The sequence below is a fragment of the Oribacterium sp. KHPX15 genome, from assembly GCF_900107835.1.
In the GTDB taxonomy this organism is placed as follows: domain Bacteria; phylum Bacillota; class Clostridia; order Lachnospirales; family Lachnospiraceae; genus Oribacterium.
The window spans coordinates 1-15,743 of the sequence record NZ_FNRG01000041.1 but is presented as its reverse complement, the minus strand read 5'-3'; the positions used below and the strand labels follow the sequence as shown (position 1 = coordinate 15,743).

16 protein-coding genes are annotated in these 15,743 nt (G+C 41.3%); 7 read left to right on the top strand and 9 right to left on the bottom strand.

Annotated features, from left to right (window positions below; translation table 11 throughout):
- Positions 1 to 25: 25 nt before the first annotated feature.
- The 5 genes from BLV86_RS18705 to BLV86_RS15745 all read left to right on the top strand — a co-directional run bounded on the left by BLV86_RS18705 (position 26) and on the right by BLV86_RS15745 (position 3,893).
- A complete protein-coding gene (locus BLV86_RS18705) occupies positions 26 to 169 on the top strand; it encodes a winged helix-turn-helix transcriptional regulator (RefSeq protein WP_242873343.1) in 144 nt (47 codons plus the stop codon).
- A 12-nt stretch (positions 170 to 181) separates the two neighbouring features.
- Positions 182 to 712 (top strand): NUDIX domain-containing protein, encoded by a 531-nt coding sequence (locus tag BLV86_RS15760; RefSeq protein ID WP_090819431.1) that lies wholly within the window; start codon positions 182 to 184, stop codon positions 710 to 712.
- A gap of 190 nt (positions 713 to 902) precedes the next feature.
- Entirely contained in the window at positions 903 to 2,258 is a 1,356-nt protein-coding gene (locus BLV86_RS15755; protein WP_090819430.1) for an MATE family efflux transporter, read from the top strand.
- A gap of 154 nt (positions 2,259 to 2,412) precedes the next feature.
- Complete coding sequence (locus BLV86_RS15750; RefSeq protein WP_031555096.1) at positions 2,413 to 2,694, top strand: helix-turn-helix domain-containing protein; 282 nt, start codon at positions 2,413 to 2,415, stop codon at positions 2,692 to 2,694.
- A gap of 2 nt (positions 2,695 to 2,696) precedes the next feature.
- Positions 2,697 to 3,893 (top strand): HipA domain-containing protein, encoded by a 1,197-nt coding sequence (locus tag BLV86_RS15745; protein ID WP_090819426.1) that lies wholly within the window; start codon positions 2,697 to 2,699, stop codon positions 3,891 to 3,893.
- A gap of 138 nt (positions 3,894 to 4,031) precedes the next feature.
- Here the strand turns inward: BLV86_RS15745 and BLV86_RS15740 are convergent, their stop codons facing one another.
- From BLV86_RS15740 to BLV86_RS15720, 5 genes are all read right to left on the bottom strand, one after another.
- Complete coding sequence (locus tag BLV86_RS15740; protein WP_090819424.1) at positions 4,032 to 5,000, bottom strand: hypothetical protein; 969 nt, start codon at positions 4,998 to 5,000, stop codon at positions 4,032 to 4,034.
- A 113-nt stretch (positions 5,001 to 5,113) separates the two neighbouring features.
- Positions 5,114 to 5,239 carry an HU family DNA-binding protein gene (locus BLV86_RS18560; RefSeq protein WP_330386249.1) on the bottom strand — a complete coding sequence of 42 codons (126 nt, stop codon included), beginning with the start codon at positions 5,237 to 5,239 and terminating at the stop codon, positions 5,114 to 5,116.
- A 61-nt stretch (positions 5,240 to 5,300) separates the two neighbouring features.
- Positions 5,301 to 5,834 (bottom strand): GNAT family N-acetyltransferase, encoded by a 534-nt coding sequence (locus BLV86_RS15730; RefSeq protein WP_031553604.1) that lies wholly within the window; start codon positions 5,832 to 5,834, stop codon positions 5,301 to 5,303.
- Positions 5,835 to 5,848: 14 nt separating this feature from the next.
- Complete coding sequence (locus BLV86_RS15725; protein WP_090819420.1) at positions 5,849 to 6,385, bottom strand: macro domain-containing protein; 537 nt, start codon at positions 6,383 to 6,385, stop codon at positions 5,849 to 5,851.
- A gap of 90 nt (positions 6,386 to 6,475) precedes the next feature.
- The gene (locus BLV86_RS15720; protein WP_090819418.1) at positions 6,476 to 8,359 is read right to left on the bottom strand and encodes an AMP-binding protein; all 1,884 of its coding nucleotides are present in this window, start codon (positions 8,357 to 8,359) and stop codon (positions 6,476 to 6,478) included.
- A 414-nt stretch (positions 8,360 to 8,773) separates the two neighbouring features.
- On the opposite strand from BLV86_RS15720, the gene BLV86_RS15715 reads away from it, so the two are divergent.
- A complete protein-coding gene (locus BLV86_RS15715; protein ID WP_090819416.1) occupies positions 8,774 to 9,235 on the top strand; it encodes a GAF domain-containing protein in 462 nt (153 codons plus the stop codon).
- Between the two features lie 262 nt (positions 9,236 to 9,497).
- Here the strand turns inward: BLV86_RS15715 and BLV86_RS18380 are convergent, their stop codons facing one another.
- From BLV86_RS18380 to BLV86_RS15695, 4 genes are all read right to left on the bottom strand, one after another.
- Positions 9,498 to 11,243, bottom strand: coding sequence for an HD-GYP domain-containing protein (locus BLV86_RS18380; RefSeq protein WP_242873342.1), 1,746 nt, complete (start codon positions 11,241 to 11,243; stop codon positions 9,498 to 9,500).
- 248 nt (positions 11,244 to 11,491) lie between these two features.
- Positions 11,492 to 11,971, bottom strand: coding sequence for an SDR family NAD(P)-dependent oxidoreductase (locus tag BLV86_RS15705; RefSeq protein WP_090819414.1), 480 nt, complete (start codon positions 11,969 to 11,971; stop codon positions 11,492 to 11,494).
- A gap of 15 nt (positions 11,972 to 11,986) precedes the next feature.
- Positions 11,987 to 13,432 (bottom strand): N-acetylglucosamine-specific PTS transporter subunit IIBC, encoded by a 1,446-nt coding sequence (nagE, locus tag BLV86_RS15700; protein ID WP_175456589.1) that lies wholly within the window; start codon positions 13,430 to 13,432, stop codon positions 11,987 to 11,989.
- A 370-nt stretch (positions 13,433 to 13,802) separates the two neighbouring features.
- On the bottom strand, positions 13,803 to 15,077 hold the full coding sequence (locus BLV86_RS15695; RefSeq protein WP_090819411.1) for a hypothetical protein: 1,275 nt from the start codon (positions 15,075 to 15,077) through the stop codon (positions 13,803 to 13,805).
- 364 nt (positions 15,078 to 15,441) lie between these two features.
- On the opposite strand from BLV86_RS15695, the gene BLV86_RS17645 reads away from it, so the two are divergent.
- On the top strand, positions 15,442 to 15,743 hold a 302-nt coding region (locus tag BLV86_RS17645; protein ID WP_139297946.1), incomplete at its 3' end, for an IS66 family transposase.

Sequence of the window (15,743 nt, the reverse complement as noted above, 5' to 3'; positions counted from 1 at the left end):
AAGACAATTAGAGGATGATAAGCTTATCGTCAGGAAAGTATACGCTGAAGTTCCGCCAAGAGTAGAATACAGCCTTAGCGAAATGGGTGAAAAATTCAGGAAGGTATTGGACCAGATTGAGTTATTCGGATTTGAATATATTGAAGAATTAAGGAAATGCAATGCTTAATGGAGGTTGACAATGAGTGAAATAAGAGATAAGAACGGACTTACCGAAGAAGAATATTTAAAATCCTATGATTCCAATAAATGGAAGAAGCCGTCTTTAACAGCAGACATCTGCATAATCACAAAGAAAGACTCAGAAGAAAAGGTACTGCTCATTAAGAGAGGAAATCATCCCTGTCTAGGCAAATGGGCTTTCCCGGGAGGTTTCTCTGAGGAAGGTGAGCGTATAGAAGAAACAGCTGCAAGAGAGCTTTCAGAAGAAACTGGTGTTGAAATGGCACCGAAAGATCTTACGTTAATAGGAGTTTACAGCAAGCCGGGAAGGGATCCCCGCGGTTGGACCGTCTCAGCCGCATATTTGGCTGTTGTTGATCCTGATAAGGTAAAGCCTATTGCCGCGGATGATGCAGCGGATGCCGGATGGTTTACCGTTATACATGAAAATGACAATTACCGATTCGTGAATGGTGAAACAGAACTTACTCTTAAAGACCTTGCCTTTGATCATGATGATATTATGATGGATGCGTTAAAGAAATCCTGATGGATCAGGATTGTACTTTGAAATAATGCAACTGTTGACATTAGACTTCTATATGTTAGAATGTGAACGTCATCGGAGGGTGAGTTATTCGTTTTGAAATAACGAGCTGGATAAGATGTCTGGTTGAAATACCAGCTTCTTGTCCGGCTTTTTTTATTACCATAAGGAATTTGGACGGAGGAAATACTCAATGGAAAAAAGAATAGATTTTACATCAGGTGCTATAGTTTTACCTCTTCTTAAATTTGCGGGACCGGTTCTTTTAGCCTTATTTCTACAGGCGATGTACGGTGCTGTTGATCTTTTGGTGGTGGGAAAGTTCGCGGAATCGGCTGATGTATCTGCTGTTTCCACCGGTTCTCAGATTATGGCAACCATCACAAATATAATCAGCAGCCTGTGTATGGGTATGACCATTTTTCTTGGTCAGAAGATCGGTGAAAAACGTGCAGATGAAGGAGGAAGGATCGTCGGCAGCGGACTCGTTTTGTTTGCAGCCATAGGTTGTTTCCTGACAATGCTTATACCGGTATCCGCACCAAAGCTTGCCTTGACCATGCATGCTCCGGTCGAAGCATTTGAATTGACAACTACATATATCCGAATCTGCGGAGCCGGAATAATAGTAATCATGGCTTACAATATGATCGGTGGTATTTTCAGAGGCATGGGAGATTCCAATACTCCTCTTGTCACAGTTTTGATAGCATGTATCTGTAATATAATTGGTGACCTTTTATTTGTTGCGGTTTTACATATGGGAACAAAGGGCGCAGCGCTTGCTACTGTGGGAGCTCAGTTTATAAGTGTAGTTATCTCATGTATCCTTATTTCACATAAAACTCTGCCTTTCAAACTGGAAAAGAAAATGATCACATGGAACACTCGCATAATCAACAGAATCCTTGTGCTTGGAATACCTATTGCCGTACAGGATCTTCTTGTTGGAATGTCTTTTCTTGTGATCCTTGCCATAGTGAATTCTATAGGATTGGTGGCATCCGCAGGTATAGGCGTTGCAGAAAAAGTCTGCGTGTTCATAATGCTTGTTCCCATGTCCTTTATGCAGTCAATGTCAGCCTTCGTTGCCCAGAACAGAGGTGCGGGAAAACTGGATAGAGCATTTAAGGGATTCCGTGCCGCTGTGGGAATTTCATTTATATTTGGTGCGGTAATGTTCTATACGGGATTTTTCCATGGAGACCTGCTTTCTGGTATATTCTCCTCTGATGCAGCTGTTATTCAGGCCGGATTTGAGTATATAAAGGCATATGCTGTAGACTGTCTCTTCACGTGTTTCTTGTTCTGCTTTATCGGTTTCTATAACGGGATGGGATATACCACATTCGTTATGGCTCAGGGTATTATCGGAGCATTTTTAGTCAGAGTACCGGTATCTTTTCTGATGAGCAAGCTGATGCCGGGTTCTCTGTTCCATATCGGCCTTGCCACACCTTGTTCCACAATAGTACAGATACTTCTCTGTTTTGGATGTTTGATATATATGTCACGTAAGCTTCATCTGAGAGTCTTCCGCTTACTGTAGGAATGTTGACACGCATAACCACCCATGACTCATAGTTTACGTTTGAAGTGATTAAAGAAGATTATTTATGTCGGATTTTTACACCACCTTGATTATAAGTGTTAGAAATATTACAATTAAGGTATACATTGTATACTTATGGGGGGCTTATTATATGCTGAGCATAAAAGAATTAAGGGAGATGACAGGACTCACGCAGGTAAAATTTGCCGGGATGTATCATATCCCTTTACAAACTGTAAAACAATGGGAAGCATCAAAGGATAGTAAAGCATATCGAACTCCACCTGTGTATGCATTAAGATTGCTGGAGTTAACTATACTTCGGGACATTGAAGATAAGATGGTCGCTCTTATTCTTGATGAACGGAACAAAAAATCAAAGTATAGTCATCAGGATGAGTTGCTTAAGACAGCACAGGATATTTGGGGTTAAACATGATATATATTCTTTTACATAAAGATATTCCGGTTTGTGTTTTTGAATTGGAAACAGAGGTGGTTTTCGGAGTTATCAATCTTAAGACAGCCGATCATCTTCCTCTCCCTTTGAAAAGGATTGTCCATTATCAAACTGAGTTTGTACGTGAAGTGCTTGAATCTCAGCTGATACTTAATGAAGAAGGCTGTACGCTTGTTGATATATGGTTGAATAACAGAACAATTCCAACAAACCGGAAAAACAGGCAAAGGAATGATGATTTTCCAAGGAATACCCTGGCATGGATGTTGGAGAATCACGCCTGTTCCCTTGATGATTGCTATTGGATCCGCAGAAGAGATGAACATATGACGTGGGAAGAGGTAAATCTCTACGGTTATGATCAAGTCGATGTTCTTACTCAGGAGAAGCTTGCAGAAAAGACAATATATAGAAACGGTGCCAATTCTACTCTTGGTGGTGAATTGGAGAAATACTGGTTTTGTGAAAAAACAGATACAGGTGTAACCTTGAATATTTGTAAGAAAGTCTCTCCTTCTGAAGATGTGCTAATAATAAGAGAAATGCTTGCAAATATGATCTATGAAAGAGTCGGGTACGACAATTATTGTAAGTATCAGTATGTGTTAAATTCTGAAAACCAGATCGTTGGGTGTTTTTGCAAAGCATTCACAACCGAAAAGTTGGAGCTTGTTACGGCTTATGATTTGCTCGAAGAGTACAATTTCACTCAGCAGGATGACCTGTTTAGTATACTTGTTGAGCTGGCGGGAAAATATGGATTGTCCGGTGGAGCTGTATGGAGATATCTTGATATTCAAACTATCGTGGATTATCTCATCACTAATCGTGACAGACATCAGGGAAATATCGGATTTCTGAGAGATCCTGATACCTTACAGATCGTGAGTACCGCTCCGGTCTATGATTCGGGCAGCAGTGAAAATATGGAATATGAACTTCCGATAGATACGGAACATACGAGAGTAAATGGTCTGTATCATACTGAAAAAGAATGTCTGGAACACATTTCTGATTTGAGCTGTGTTGAATTAGATAAATTACCGGATTGCACAGAAATCAGAGCCGAGTTAGACAAAAGCAGTTCACTTAGTACGTCAAGAAAAGATTATCTGGAAAAGCTTTATATAGACAAAATTGCTGTATTGAAGATAATGCAGAAGAAAGATTAAATTTAAACCACTTAGTTTATGATCAGGATGATACAGTACTATTTACCGGATCATCGAATTATAGAGGGTTACCGGCAGAATGAGCTCTGCCGGTTTTGATCAAGATAATTATTATCCGTTCACTAACGGAATTATTACTCATTCTGCATGTAGTTCTGCTCTTTTTTCATTTATTTTCTTGTCCTGTCGTCTCATGAAAAGAATTCTGGACAGAATAAGAATCAGGCTACTGCCTACAAAAATCTGAATCGGATAAGTAAACAATACGCTTTCAGATATTATCATGCTAAGCATAGTAATGGCTCCTACCGGCGGCATATACATTTTAGAAAAATAAATAACGGTAAGCATTCCACATGTAGCAACTATGGCTGCAATCGTAAGAGGAAGCCCTAACCTGATAACAAAGATATATCTTGATATTACACCAATTATGGAACAAAGAGTTATCACTGCCACCGTTTTGACCGGTATATTTCTTGTCTTGTTTCCTGGTCTGGAAAACTCAGTAAATGCCACAAGTAACGGAGGAGCTACGATAAATCTATAACCTGTTATGAATGCTACACCGGCAATTACTGTCACACAAAGGATTCTGATAGCAGTATCTATCATGTCATCTCTTGAACTCAACATCACAGGAACATATTCCTCATCTTTCCGAATTCCCTGAAACAGAAAAAGATTATGGAACAATATCACAAGTGAAGTCAGTATAAATGCAGCTATTGGGTACACTATACTTGTAGTCTGCATCATCACCGGCAACACTATTGCTGATACAAATGGCGCGAATGTAGTTCCCGAAAACATAAAAAGCACCTGGGCGATTGTAAATGCCAGAATCACTTCTATATACGTATCAAACGGAACGAATCTAACAATGCACACTCCCATTATCGCGCAGCCTGTAATCAGGGCCAGCATACGCCCTCCGTTTACCTTCCAGCTTCTCTTTTTTGCCACCATATATCCAACTGCTAATGCTGTTATCTCAGGAAATATTATCTCCTTCTCATTTAAAACCTCTGCAGAAAGTGTCATCAAAGCCACTAACAAAACGGTACTTGCGTACGGGATAACTTCCTTAATCTCAATATTTTTCATTACTGTTTTCCTATAACCTTAGAAGAATATTTTTGTTCTAACAATTTGAAGAGGCTGTCGCTTATAGACAATCATCTTAAGCGGCAACCTCCAAGGCATTGAGTTTATGCTTATTATCCGTTCACACGTTTCTTAAGGTCTGCACCAGCTTTGAAGCGGGCGGATTTGGAAGGTCCGATCTGCATTACCGAACCATCGCGAGGATTTCTTGCCTCTCTTGCTGCACGTTCTGTGTTCACGGTGACAGGCACTCGCCTTGATTCAAAAGATCGTTTGTGCCAAGCATTACTGCGAAGTAAGTTACAGAATCCACTTATCTGTCGGAGTCAGACCGCCGAAGCCCCAGTCTTCATCGGAATTTTTTACTACCGGAGTAAAGCCGAGTTTTTCGAGAACACGGGCTGATCTGTTGTTTTCCGGAAGGGTGCTTGCCTGGATTATCTCGATGTTTGTTTGCGTCTCCAGATAGTCTATCATCGCTTTAACTGCCCTGGTACCGATGCCCCTGCCCCAATACTTCTCGGACAGTCTGAAACCGATACTTACCTTATGGATCCTGTCTGAGAATCCATAGAATTCTGCAATTCCTGCGAACTTATCGTCGACATATATTCCAAGTATCAGGGAGCTTTCCAGGCATTCATCATACAGATGGTCTATAACATAAGTCACATCATCATATTTTTTCTCAAATAAAAATGTAGGTTCATATTCATACACAGCTGAGGATGAGACAAAGTCTTTGAGATCTTCGGCATCTTTCTGTGTTATCCTGTCAAGTACGATCCCGTCATTCTCGATTCTGGGAATTATCGGAAAAAGGTTTTTGATCAATTCACTGGTCCCCCTTAAACCATGGCTGTAATTGCAGCTTCATAGGTTTTAAAGGTCTGCTCGTCGAAGAGGATCCAGGTGATGCTTTCCAATGCTCCTGCATTTTCATCCACAAATTTTTTTGCTGTATTTATCGCAGTTTCAGATGCCAGATCCAAAGGAAAATGATAGACACCGGTACCAAGAGAAGGAAGCCCTATGTTTTTTGCTTTATTTTCGGCAGCTAATGTTAATATGCTTTTATAGCAGGAAGAAAGGAGTTTAACTTCATCATGCATACCGTCCTGCCATTTGGGAGCTGCGGTGTGAATGATAAAATCAGCATTGGCATCAAAGGCACCGGTTATCCTGGCTTCACCGGTTTTACAACCACCCAGTTTTTTGACTTCCTGAAGAAGTTCCGGTCCGGCAATGGAATGAATGGCTTTACAAACACCGCTATCCAGATACAGGCTCTCGTCAGCGCCTATAACCAATACATCCAAACCCTCTGTTTTTGTTATATCACCCTGTACGGCACATATTTTGGTACCTTTATATTCTTTTTCCATTATATCCTCCTCGGCTATAAACGCCGTTTTTGGAGCCTTAATATCTGACATACAGATGTATATCAGATCGGCTCCGTTTTTTTATCGCTTTCAGACTTCTGCAGCTTTCTGAGCGTCTTTCTTCAAAGTAACAGCATCTACTTTTCCGTTAGCAAGAGTGGGCAGCTTGTCGTATATCATAAATCTTCTTGGAATCTGGTAATCGGACAAACGGTTCTTTAAGAATGCAACAAGTTCTGCTTCATTGTATTCAGGCTGACCCTGAGAATTTTTCTTGAGGCTGATACATGCCACGGCAACTTCCCCGTCCTTTTCATCGGCTATACCTACTACTTTGACATCAGAAACAGGAGCATATTCCGCAATCACACTACCCACAGCATTTGGTTCTATGGTTTTTCCGTTACAGTGGATCAGCTCTTTCATTCTGCCTGAGATATGAAGATATCCATCAGAATCGAAGAATCCGAAGTCACCGGTCCGTATGCGTCCTTTGTCATCCAGAGCCTGTGATTCTGCCGGCAATTTATAGTAGGCTGTCATTGCGCTGTCGCCATGGACAACGATTTCACCGCGGTTATCTTTTCCCGGAGGGAGAGGCATTCCTGTATGAAAATCCAGGATCTCGACTGTAACTCCATCAGCAACCTTTCCTACACTGCGGCAGATGTGTTCAACACTGTCTCCGTAAAGAGTAGCGGTTATCGGTGACAGTTCACTCATGCCATAGGAAGAGATGAAATGATTTCCCGGCATTTTTTCCATAAGCATACGCATCTGTGTTTCCGTTGCCGGAGCGCCTGTAAGAATAGAGCATCGAAGGCTTGCCACTTTGTCCTCTGAAAATGAAGGATCATTTACCATTGATATGATAGTTCCCGGTATCGCATTCATGATGGTACACTTTTGCTTCTCTATAAAAGAAAGAAGTGTTCCGATTTCGAAATTTTCAGGGATATGAATGCTGGCTCCTGAATAAAGAGCAGCCAGGAAACCCCGTATCAAACCTGTTGTGTGGAAAAGGGGAACATTCATGCATATCCTGTCATTCTCGGATAAATGCATGAATTCAACATTACATTTTGCCGAATGAAGTATTCCTGCCGAAGACAAAAGTACAGCCTTTGGTTTACCGGTAGAACCTGAAGTGAACAGCATACAGCAGTTATCTTCTGCCTCCTGTTTACCTTTGAATTGATCCTGAAGAGGTTCAAACTCTGCGTCACGTAAGCTGAAGTCTACATTTTTACCTATATCAAGTACCTGATGTATTTTGGAGTCATTAGCCATGACTGCTTTTTTGAATTCATCTATGGTTCCGGCGTTCTGTACATCGCCTATAAGAAGGTGGGTGATATCACCGATGTCGGAAAGCTGGATAAGGTCATCGATGGTATATTGAAAATTGAGGGGCATAGCTATGGCGCCCAGCATCTGTGCTGCGAGGAACGAGATCACCCAGTTAACACTGTTGCCGCTGTATATGCCTATATGAGTTCCCTTGTGTACTCCGTTTCTAAATAAATCTGCCGCAAGTATATGGGCGTAATGATTTATATCCTCGCAGGTATATATCCGGTGGTCTGTAACTACAAATGGTTTCTGAGGAGCGGTACTGACTTTAAGCAGGAACAAATCTTTAACCGAAAGGGTTTCCGGAGATTCTTCCAAAGAACCTTTCTCAAGATTTACCATTTTGTCAAAGCCGGTTTCTCTGAATATTTCGAGAACATCCTCATTACATCCCACAATGGTAAGATCACTTCCGTCCTTCATATGTTTTTTCAGACGAAGTATTTCCCTTAGTCCAAAGGATGAAATATATGAGACTTTAGAAAAGTCCAATACTACCTTTTTTGTATCTTTCGGTATGCGGTCAATGACCTGGGACAGGTCTCCCACTGTTGTCGAGCTTAGTTTTCCTGTTATATACAAATATATAGTTCCTGAATCATATCTTGTCGTAATATCCATTTTGAAACCTTCCTTATATGTGAAGTAATGGAACTCACATCCACAGTTCCCAATGCATTCATCGGATTTCCATAGTGACAGTCTTCAGGAACATCCTGACGGAAAGTGTTATTTTAGCACCCTTAATCATTTTCCTTCCGCTGTACCTTATTATGCTCAAGACATTATTTACGTCTCTTAACAAATACTATCTTGTTAAAAGGTACCACATAAGTACATTCATAATCAATAGCTATTAACTTTCTATATAGCGTGAGTTTACTGTAGGAATTAGAATATCAGCTTTTGACACTTACATCAAAATATGTCATGATTAGCCTTATGAAAAATATAGATTACTACGTCTGCATAACCAAGCTGCTCACAAATAGCTGATGCAGACGCAACAACATTAAAGGCAACGAGGAAAACATCATGATTGATTACAAACTTATAACCGCTCAGCTAAAAGCACTTGCAGATGATGACCACAATTACATCCCTTTACTCAGCAATGCATCAGCACTTATATATGATTCACTGCCTGATCTCAACTGGGCAGGATTCTATCTGATAAAAAACGATCAGCTCGTGCTCGGACCATTTCAGGGTAAGGTTGCCTGCATCCATATAGCTAAGGGCAAGGGAGTATGCGGTACAGCATGGGCTTTAAACGAAACACAGATGATAGCGGACGTTCATCAGTTTCCGGGCCATATTGCCTGCGACAGTGCTTCAAACTCAGAGATCGTTATTCCTATTCATAACAAAATCACGGGAGATATAGTAGGTGTTTTAGATATTGACAGCCCGTCTCTATCAAGATTTACAGATTCCGATAAAGAGGGGCTTGAGGCATTTGTCAGAACTCTGGAAGATGTAACTGAGTGGAGCTAAGCTTCTTTAGCCTGTCGGATAATGTCCTTCATGATATAAAAAACTGCTAAGATCTGATACCTTAGCAGTTTTTGTTTTACTATTGCAGATTTTTCATCCGTAATGTCAAAGTTTACCTTTAAATAATGTGGGGGTAAACATCATAATCTCATATTTTGTTTTGTTCCCTGCTTCTGAGATAGCAGGACAGTCTTTCGGTTCCGCTCCGCTCCGAATGTTTACTATATACATATTACTTGTATATCAAAAACCGTGTACCGAATTATCCATGCATGGAATAATCCGTATCTTCGTCGATCATCTGAAGCATGATTATAGCGAATCGCGGATCAAACTGCGTATTCATCCCTTTTTCGATTTCAGTGCGTACCTTATCCTGAGGCATCACATTACGATAGCTTCGTCTGCTGGTCATGGCATCATAGGCGTCTGCAACCGCGATGATTCTGGCTTCTTCAGGTATTTGATCACCGGCTATGCCATCAGGATATCCGCCACCTCCGTAACGCTCATGATGCCATCTGGCTCCTGTGGCAAGTTTTGGATTTTCTTTGATACTTTTAAGGATACTATCTCCGATTAAGGGATGCTTCCTGATCAACTCAAACTCTTCATCCGTAAGCTTTGATGGCTTGTTAATGACTTCATCAGGAACTCCAATCTTACCTACATCATGCAAAAGACCAATCAGATAAATCTCGTCCTGTTCCGCTTTGGAGTATCCGGAACGTGCCGCTATCATCTTTGAATACTCTGCCACTCTGGATGAATGACCGTTTGTATACTTATCCTTTGCATCTATGGCTGCGGCCAGGGCGCTGACTACCTGGATATTCATTTCCTCTACTTTCCTACTTGAAATCTGTTCATTTTTGTATCCAAGGTAGTAGAAAAATGAAATCAAACAAAAGATGATAATTGATACCAGGGTATTGACTGTCAACTGAGACCAGATGTCTTCATAGTGTTCAGGGTTGCCGATCACATATGAGTCATACAAAATCACGTTGTTGTAAACTACTGAAAAAGCCATCAGAACAAAGGTGATAGCAATAGTGAAAATAAAATTAAGGCGGCTTCGCTTTATCTCATCCATTTTTTTGAAGTTCTGCGCTACATGGTGATATATTGTGGTCAGATAATAAAGCAATGTCAGAACAAGAAGGATAAGGATGGCGGATATCACAAACAGATAAATCACAATATGCCTTTCGTTATGGAAAATACTGTTATCTTCCGAAAGGAATTTTCTGATTGCAAATACTGTTATAAAGCCACCGCCACAGAATCCTATGATAAGGAGAGAAACGATAGTCTGTACCAAAACCTGAAATCTAAGTCCGGAAGCACTTTTCGCTAATGTTACAGCATCCTCTTTCTCATAAAATTTCATAGCTCCATAACCGAATAAAACACAGATAAGACCGTCAATGATAGTACAGTAAAAATACGGGTTGGTGAGTTCACTGCTCCAGTTGAAGCAGGATGCCGTCCACATTCCATATGTGGTAATCATATGCATTAGAACAAGAACAGAAAACCATGGGAAAGCATTTTGTTTCGATTTGTATTTGATATAGTAGACAATCTCCTGAAGGCAATAAACCGTGGTGATGGTTGTGAGTCCCACCTCCCAAAGATTATTTATGTAGCCACCGAAGTTCAGGTAAAGCAGATACTGAGGAATGGTGATAAGAACAGGCAAAAAGATTACAGGATGCAGGAAATGTTTTACGTTTTTATGCCGCATATATAAAACAGCTATAAGCAACAGTAAATATCCGACATTCCATCCAAAATATGCTGCAAATTCAGATACCTCAGGATAGTCGCCCATAACAAGCTGATAGGTAGTCCAGTAGTACTCGCTCAGGAAATTGGCAAGGAAAAAGACCACAAGACACCTGTAGCCACGCCTTGGGGTTTCGATATACTTGAAGATACAATATAGAAGTCCAACTATCGTACAAAAAAGCGAAAACAGATTTTCAAAATTCTCAAAAGTCATATCCGTCTCTCCTCATATAGTTCTTAGTATACTACAAATATGGGTCGATTAATTAAGAATTGGGACGGAAGCTGTAGATGAGCCAGATAAGATTCTGTTCTTATCTGACTCTGTTTTTCTGAACCAAGCTTTGTTTTTTTCTGCAGTACGTCATTTAAAAAAGTTGCAGCTCCTACATCATATACATGGACAGTTTGTCCGAATAAAGCTACTTCTTTTGGGATAAGTTCTCCTCTTTCGATATACTCCTACAGCTCAGTTTTTCTTTTTTCAAATGCATATTCCGGGTTCAGAACTGTGTTATGTCCTCCTGAGATTTCAAGCGAAGTTCCGGTAATGTATGATGAGACGGGACTGGACAGAAACAAAGCTGCTTTGGCAACCTCCACAGGTTCTGCCATACGTCCGAGCAGATTGTTTTCCATAAGTTTGTCGAGAGCTTCTTTACTGAAGGTTGATGCAACGAGAGGTGTTAATGTATACCCAGGCATGAGAGCATTGACCCGTACCTGATATGCCCCATATTCTCCTGCCACAGTTTTGGAATACTGTACTACCGCTGCTTTCATGGCTGCATATATGGTCGAACGCCCGGTAGTTGCCGTACGCGCAGCGAGACTTGCGATATTCACGATACTGCCGCCGTTCTTTTTCATATACTGAAATGCGGCCTGTGTTCCAAATACTGTTGACTTGAAATTGGCTGCTACTAGATACCTTCCTGCCAAGGAAAAAGGTGAAAATCACAACAATCTTTTCATTTCTTCATAAACAAACTGTACCTTTGTCCCTATGATAACCTGAACTGTTGATTTGTCAGGTCTGATAACGCCGGCAACTCCTGTTTTCCTTATTGCGTTTTCATCAACAAGTGTGTAGTCGTTGATCACGGTACGGATTCTCGTTGCACAATGATCAAGTTCTTTTATATTGCCTTTACCACCGAGGCCTTCAAGTATGATCGCTGCAATCTTTACGAAATCAGAATCATTACCTTTTGTTGAAGATATCTCTACAGTATCTTCATATTCTGCACGGCCGGGTGTTTTTAAATCGAACTTCAAAATCACAAATCTAAACACTGCATAGTATATGACTCCGGTCACACAACCTATAGGAATCAGCATCCATGGATTCACTGCCATAGGAGCTTTAAAACTAAGTATCCAGTCTACAAGACCAGCAGAAAAGTTGAACCCGATTCGGAAGGGCATAGATGCACATACGGCAACAGAAATACCTGTAAGTACTGCATGTACCAGATATAGTCCAGGAGCCATGAACATGAAAGAAAATTCAAGGGGTTCTGTGATACCTGTGAAGAAGGATGCAAATGCACCAGCCAAAAGAAAGGCAGCAGCTTTTTTCTTCTTAGATGTCTTTGCTGTGTGATACATAGCCAGGGCACCTGCAGGTAAACCAAACATCATGATCGGGAAAAAACCTGTCATGTACTGACCAGTTACACCCTTTACTGCACCATCAGCCCCCGACCAAAAGAGCCCCAGGTCGTTAATGTTTGCGGTATCAAACCAAAATACAGCATTTAATGCGTGATGGATACCAAGCGGGATCAGAGCCCTGTTAAGCATGGCATATAATCCGGCGCCCAAAGCTCCGAGACCGAGTATAGAGGTTCCGAAAGCAACAAGTCCCGCATATATCAATGGCCAGATAAAATACAGTAATACAGCAACAAGAATCGATGTACATGCCGTTACTATGGCAACACATCTTTTTCCGCTGAAGAAAGCGAGCCAGTCAGGAAGTATGGTTCCTTTAAATCTGTTGTAACAGGAAGATCCTATAATGCCGGAAAGGATACCGATGAAGGCATTTGAAATTTTACCGAAAGATTCGGGAACTTCCGAAATATCTACACCTCTATACATAGCAACAGCATCGGTACTGAGAAGTGATGTGATCATGAGGAATGCTACAAGTCCGGAAAGCGCACTTGTTCCCTCGTGATCTTTAGACATTCCTATCGAAACACCTATAGCAAAGAGTAACGGAATATGATCAATGATTGCCGCTGCTGCTTTGATCAGGAAGGCTGACAGAATGCTGTTAGAGCCCCACCCTGTCGGATCTATCCAATACCCGATGCCATAAAGGATACCTGCCGCAGGAAGAACAGCAATGGGAAGCATCAAAGATTTGCCTATGTTTTGAAGATATTTCATCATGGAATTACCTCCTCATGAATTCATGTAAACTCAATTTCCTCATGGGCTGCCTTCAAAAATCTCATGCCTATGTTCGACAATGTATTCCCTGCACTTTTTTTCCATCCAGAGGATAGTCCAGCTTACTGTCATCCCTGTTAGTGCGTACTTAATAGTACCAGGTTCAATAAATACACGATCCTCACATAAATAATGTTTTCTAGTTAAATCTGTAAACTTTCAGCATATTTGAACTGAATTATATCCCTCGGTGCAGTTTCAACATATATATTATTGCAACACCCGTAGCAGTAGTATAAAAATCGGGGATTGTCCCGAAAAAAGTCTGACTAAAGCTTGACGACTGCCTATTTTCCTTTAATTTTCATTCTTATAGATTCACTCCCTCGATGTCATCATATCTTACACCACAGAGCCGGAATGGTTCCTTCCTCACTATATCATATGGTATACCCGCATCATCCAATTCAGCGAGGAATGCCCTGAAGAAATCTTCAGAAGAAAAGGGCTGTCCGAACATTGCGAAAAAATGATGGTTGATACAGGACAGTTCTACCATCACATCCGTCACATTTGGTTCGCTAAGAAGATAGACTTCCTGGATATACGGATCCAGCGGTCCAAAGCTTCTGCTGTTTGCATAGGAAACGCAAAAGCTTGCCCTGTGGGCTCCAAGTGCCTGTTTGAGAACGTCAGCACACATCTGCAAAGGCATCTGTTCCATCTTCTCGTATCCGGCCTTGCGTGTTTTCAGCGTATACCTGACGTTCTCCGGCTGAGCCTGTAATATCAGCTGTCCGCGTGCTTTTGTACAGGCTTTCGAAATATCGTAATCAGCTTGTTCCTTTGGCATATCCACAAAGGCTGTATCAATGAACATTCGGTAATTTTCGAATTTCCCAAGTTGAGCTTTCATATCAACGGATATCAGACAGGATACGGTTCTCTCATCTTTCGGATCATATCGCCTTGCTGCCTTGGCAAGGAGTACGCTGAACAGGACATTCGGGCTGCCGTCGTTCTCCTTACAATACTGCATTATCTGTTCCTCGGGGAACCGAAGATAAAAGGCCGTACACTCGCGTTTTCCGTCTTTCACAGGATTCTCCAGCCTGAAATAATCCGTGACCGGAGGCTTCTGATATAGCGGTTCATCCGAAGCGTCCAAATCGATGTCCGCAAACGGATTTCCGGTCTCCGCTTCCGGGATCTCATCTCCAATAAGACGGATTCCTGTCGGATCAAACTCCTGCCCTGTAACAGTACTTAGATAATAGTATAGGACGCTCTTGAAGTACGGCAGGAAACCGGCTCCGTCCGTAATCGAATGAGAAACTTCTGCCGCGAGCCGATTGCCTTCGAATTTGAATGAAAGCAGGTGATAATTGGCTTCCGCAGAGCAAAGCAGAATCGGATCCCACGTACTCCGGATCACCACCGGAAGATCGTTGGGCACCACGATCAGGTTGTTCCCCTCCAGTTTTACCCGGACATAGAAGTACGGAAAACGCACCCTGAGACGTTCTACCGCTTCCTTAAGAGCATCGCAATTTACAGGTTCTGTCAAAGTCACGCAGATTCCCATGGTATTCGGATTGTCCGGAGTGCACATACATACTGATGGTTCGTAAAATGCTGGTTTCAAAGCTTATTCTCCTCGTTTTGAACAATTATTTACTAAGACTTTCCGTACCTACAGCTTTAGATGATTGAATAATAAATAGTACATTATACTGGAATATATTATGCATTCATTCTAACATAACTCTTGTCGAAATTCACGGAATTATATATAGCCAGCATAATGAGTAAGTACCGTGCATCGTTAAGTTTACCATCAGATGCAGTTGTCAAGAAATCCTTGACAACTGACTTCATATCTAACTCCCCTTCTTTGAAACAATTATTTGCATGTAAACTCACATTTTGTTTTGTTGTATTAAACAGCTCTGCCATCTGCGCCTGCGTCAGCCATACCGTATCTCAAGTTCACAGTGACAGGCACCACTGTGTCTTTATTAGCGGAAGAAGAATACACTGAGCATCCTCCTGTGAAAGAATATATGGATGGATACAATCTCCAAAAGAGGTTACGCGCTTACCAGGACAGCCATCTATATTTTCTTTCACATCCTGAAGTTGATCCCACGAACAACATAAGTGAGCGTGAATTGCGAAAATTTAAGCGGAAACAAAAACAAGCTGTTGTACTCCGGAGCAATACCGGAGGACAACATATTTGTGATGCACTTACCATTATTGAGACAGCCAGAACTCAAAATAAGAACGTATACGATACCGTTGAAAATGC

Bases quoted from the DNA above. Each gene is read 5' to 3' on its own strand.
- BLV86_RS18380 (WP_242873342.1), bottom strand. From the start codon at position 11,243: ATGACTTTTGAGAATTTTGAAAATCTGTTTTCGCTTTTTTGTACGATA.
- BLV86_RS15745 (WP_090819426.1), top strand. From the start codon at position 2,697: ATGATATATATTCTTTTACATAAAGATATTCCGGTTTGTGTTTTTGAA.
- BLV86_RS15720 (WP_090819418.1), bottom strand. From the start codon at position 8,359: ATGGATATTACGACAAGATATGATTCAGGAACTATATATTTGTATATA.
- BLV86_RS15725 (WP_090819420.1), bottom strand. From the start codon at position 6,385: ATGGAAAAAGAATATAAAGGTACCAAAATATGTGCCGTACAGGGTGAT.
- BLV86_RS15750 (WP_031555096.1), top strand. From the start codon at position 2,413: ATGCTGAGCATAAAAGAATTAAGGGAGATGACAGGACTCACGCAGGTA.
- BLV86_RS15755 (WP_090819430.1), top strand. From the start codon at position 903: ATGGAAAAAAGAATAGATTTTACATCAGGTGCTATAGTTTTACCTCTT.
- BLV86_RS15760 (WP_090819431.1), top strand. From the start codon at position 182: ATGAGTGAAATAAGAGATAAGAACGGACTTACCGAAGAAGAATATTTA.
- BLV86_RS15740 (WP_090819424.1), bottom strand. From the start codon at position 5,000: ATGAAAAATATTGAGATTAAGGAAGTTATCCCGTACGCAAGTACCGTT.
- BLV86_RS15715 (WP_090819416.1), top strand. From the start codon at position 8,774: ATGATTGATTACAAACTTATAACCGCTCAGCTAAAAGCACTTGCAGAT.
- nagE (WP_175456589.1), bottom strand. From the start codon at position 13,432: ATGATGAAATATCTTCAAAACATAGGCAAATCTTTGATGCTTCCCATT.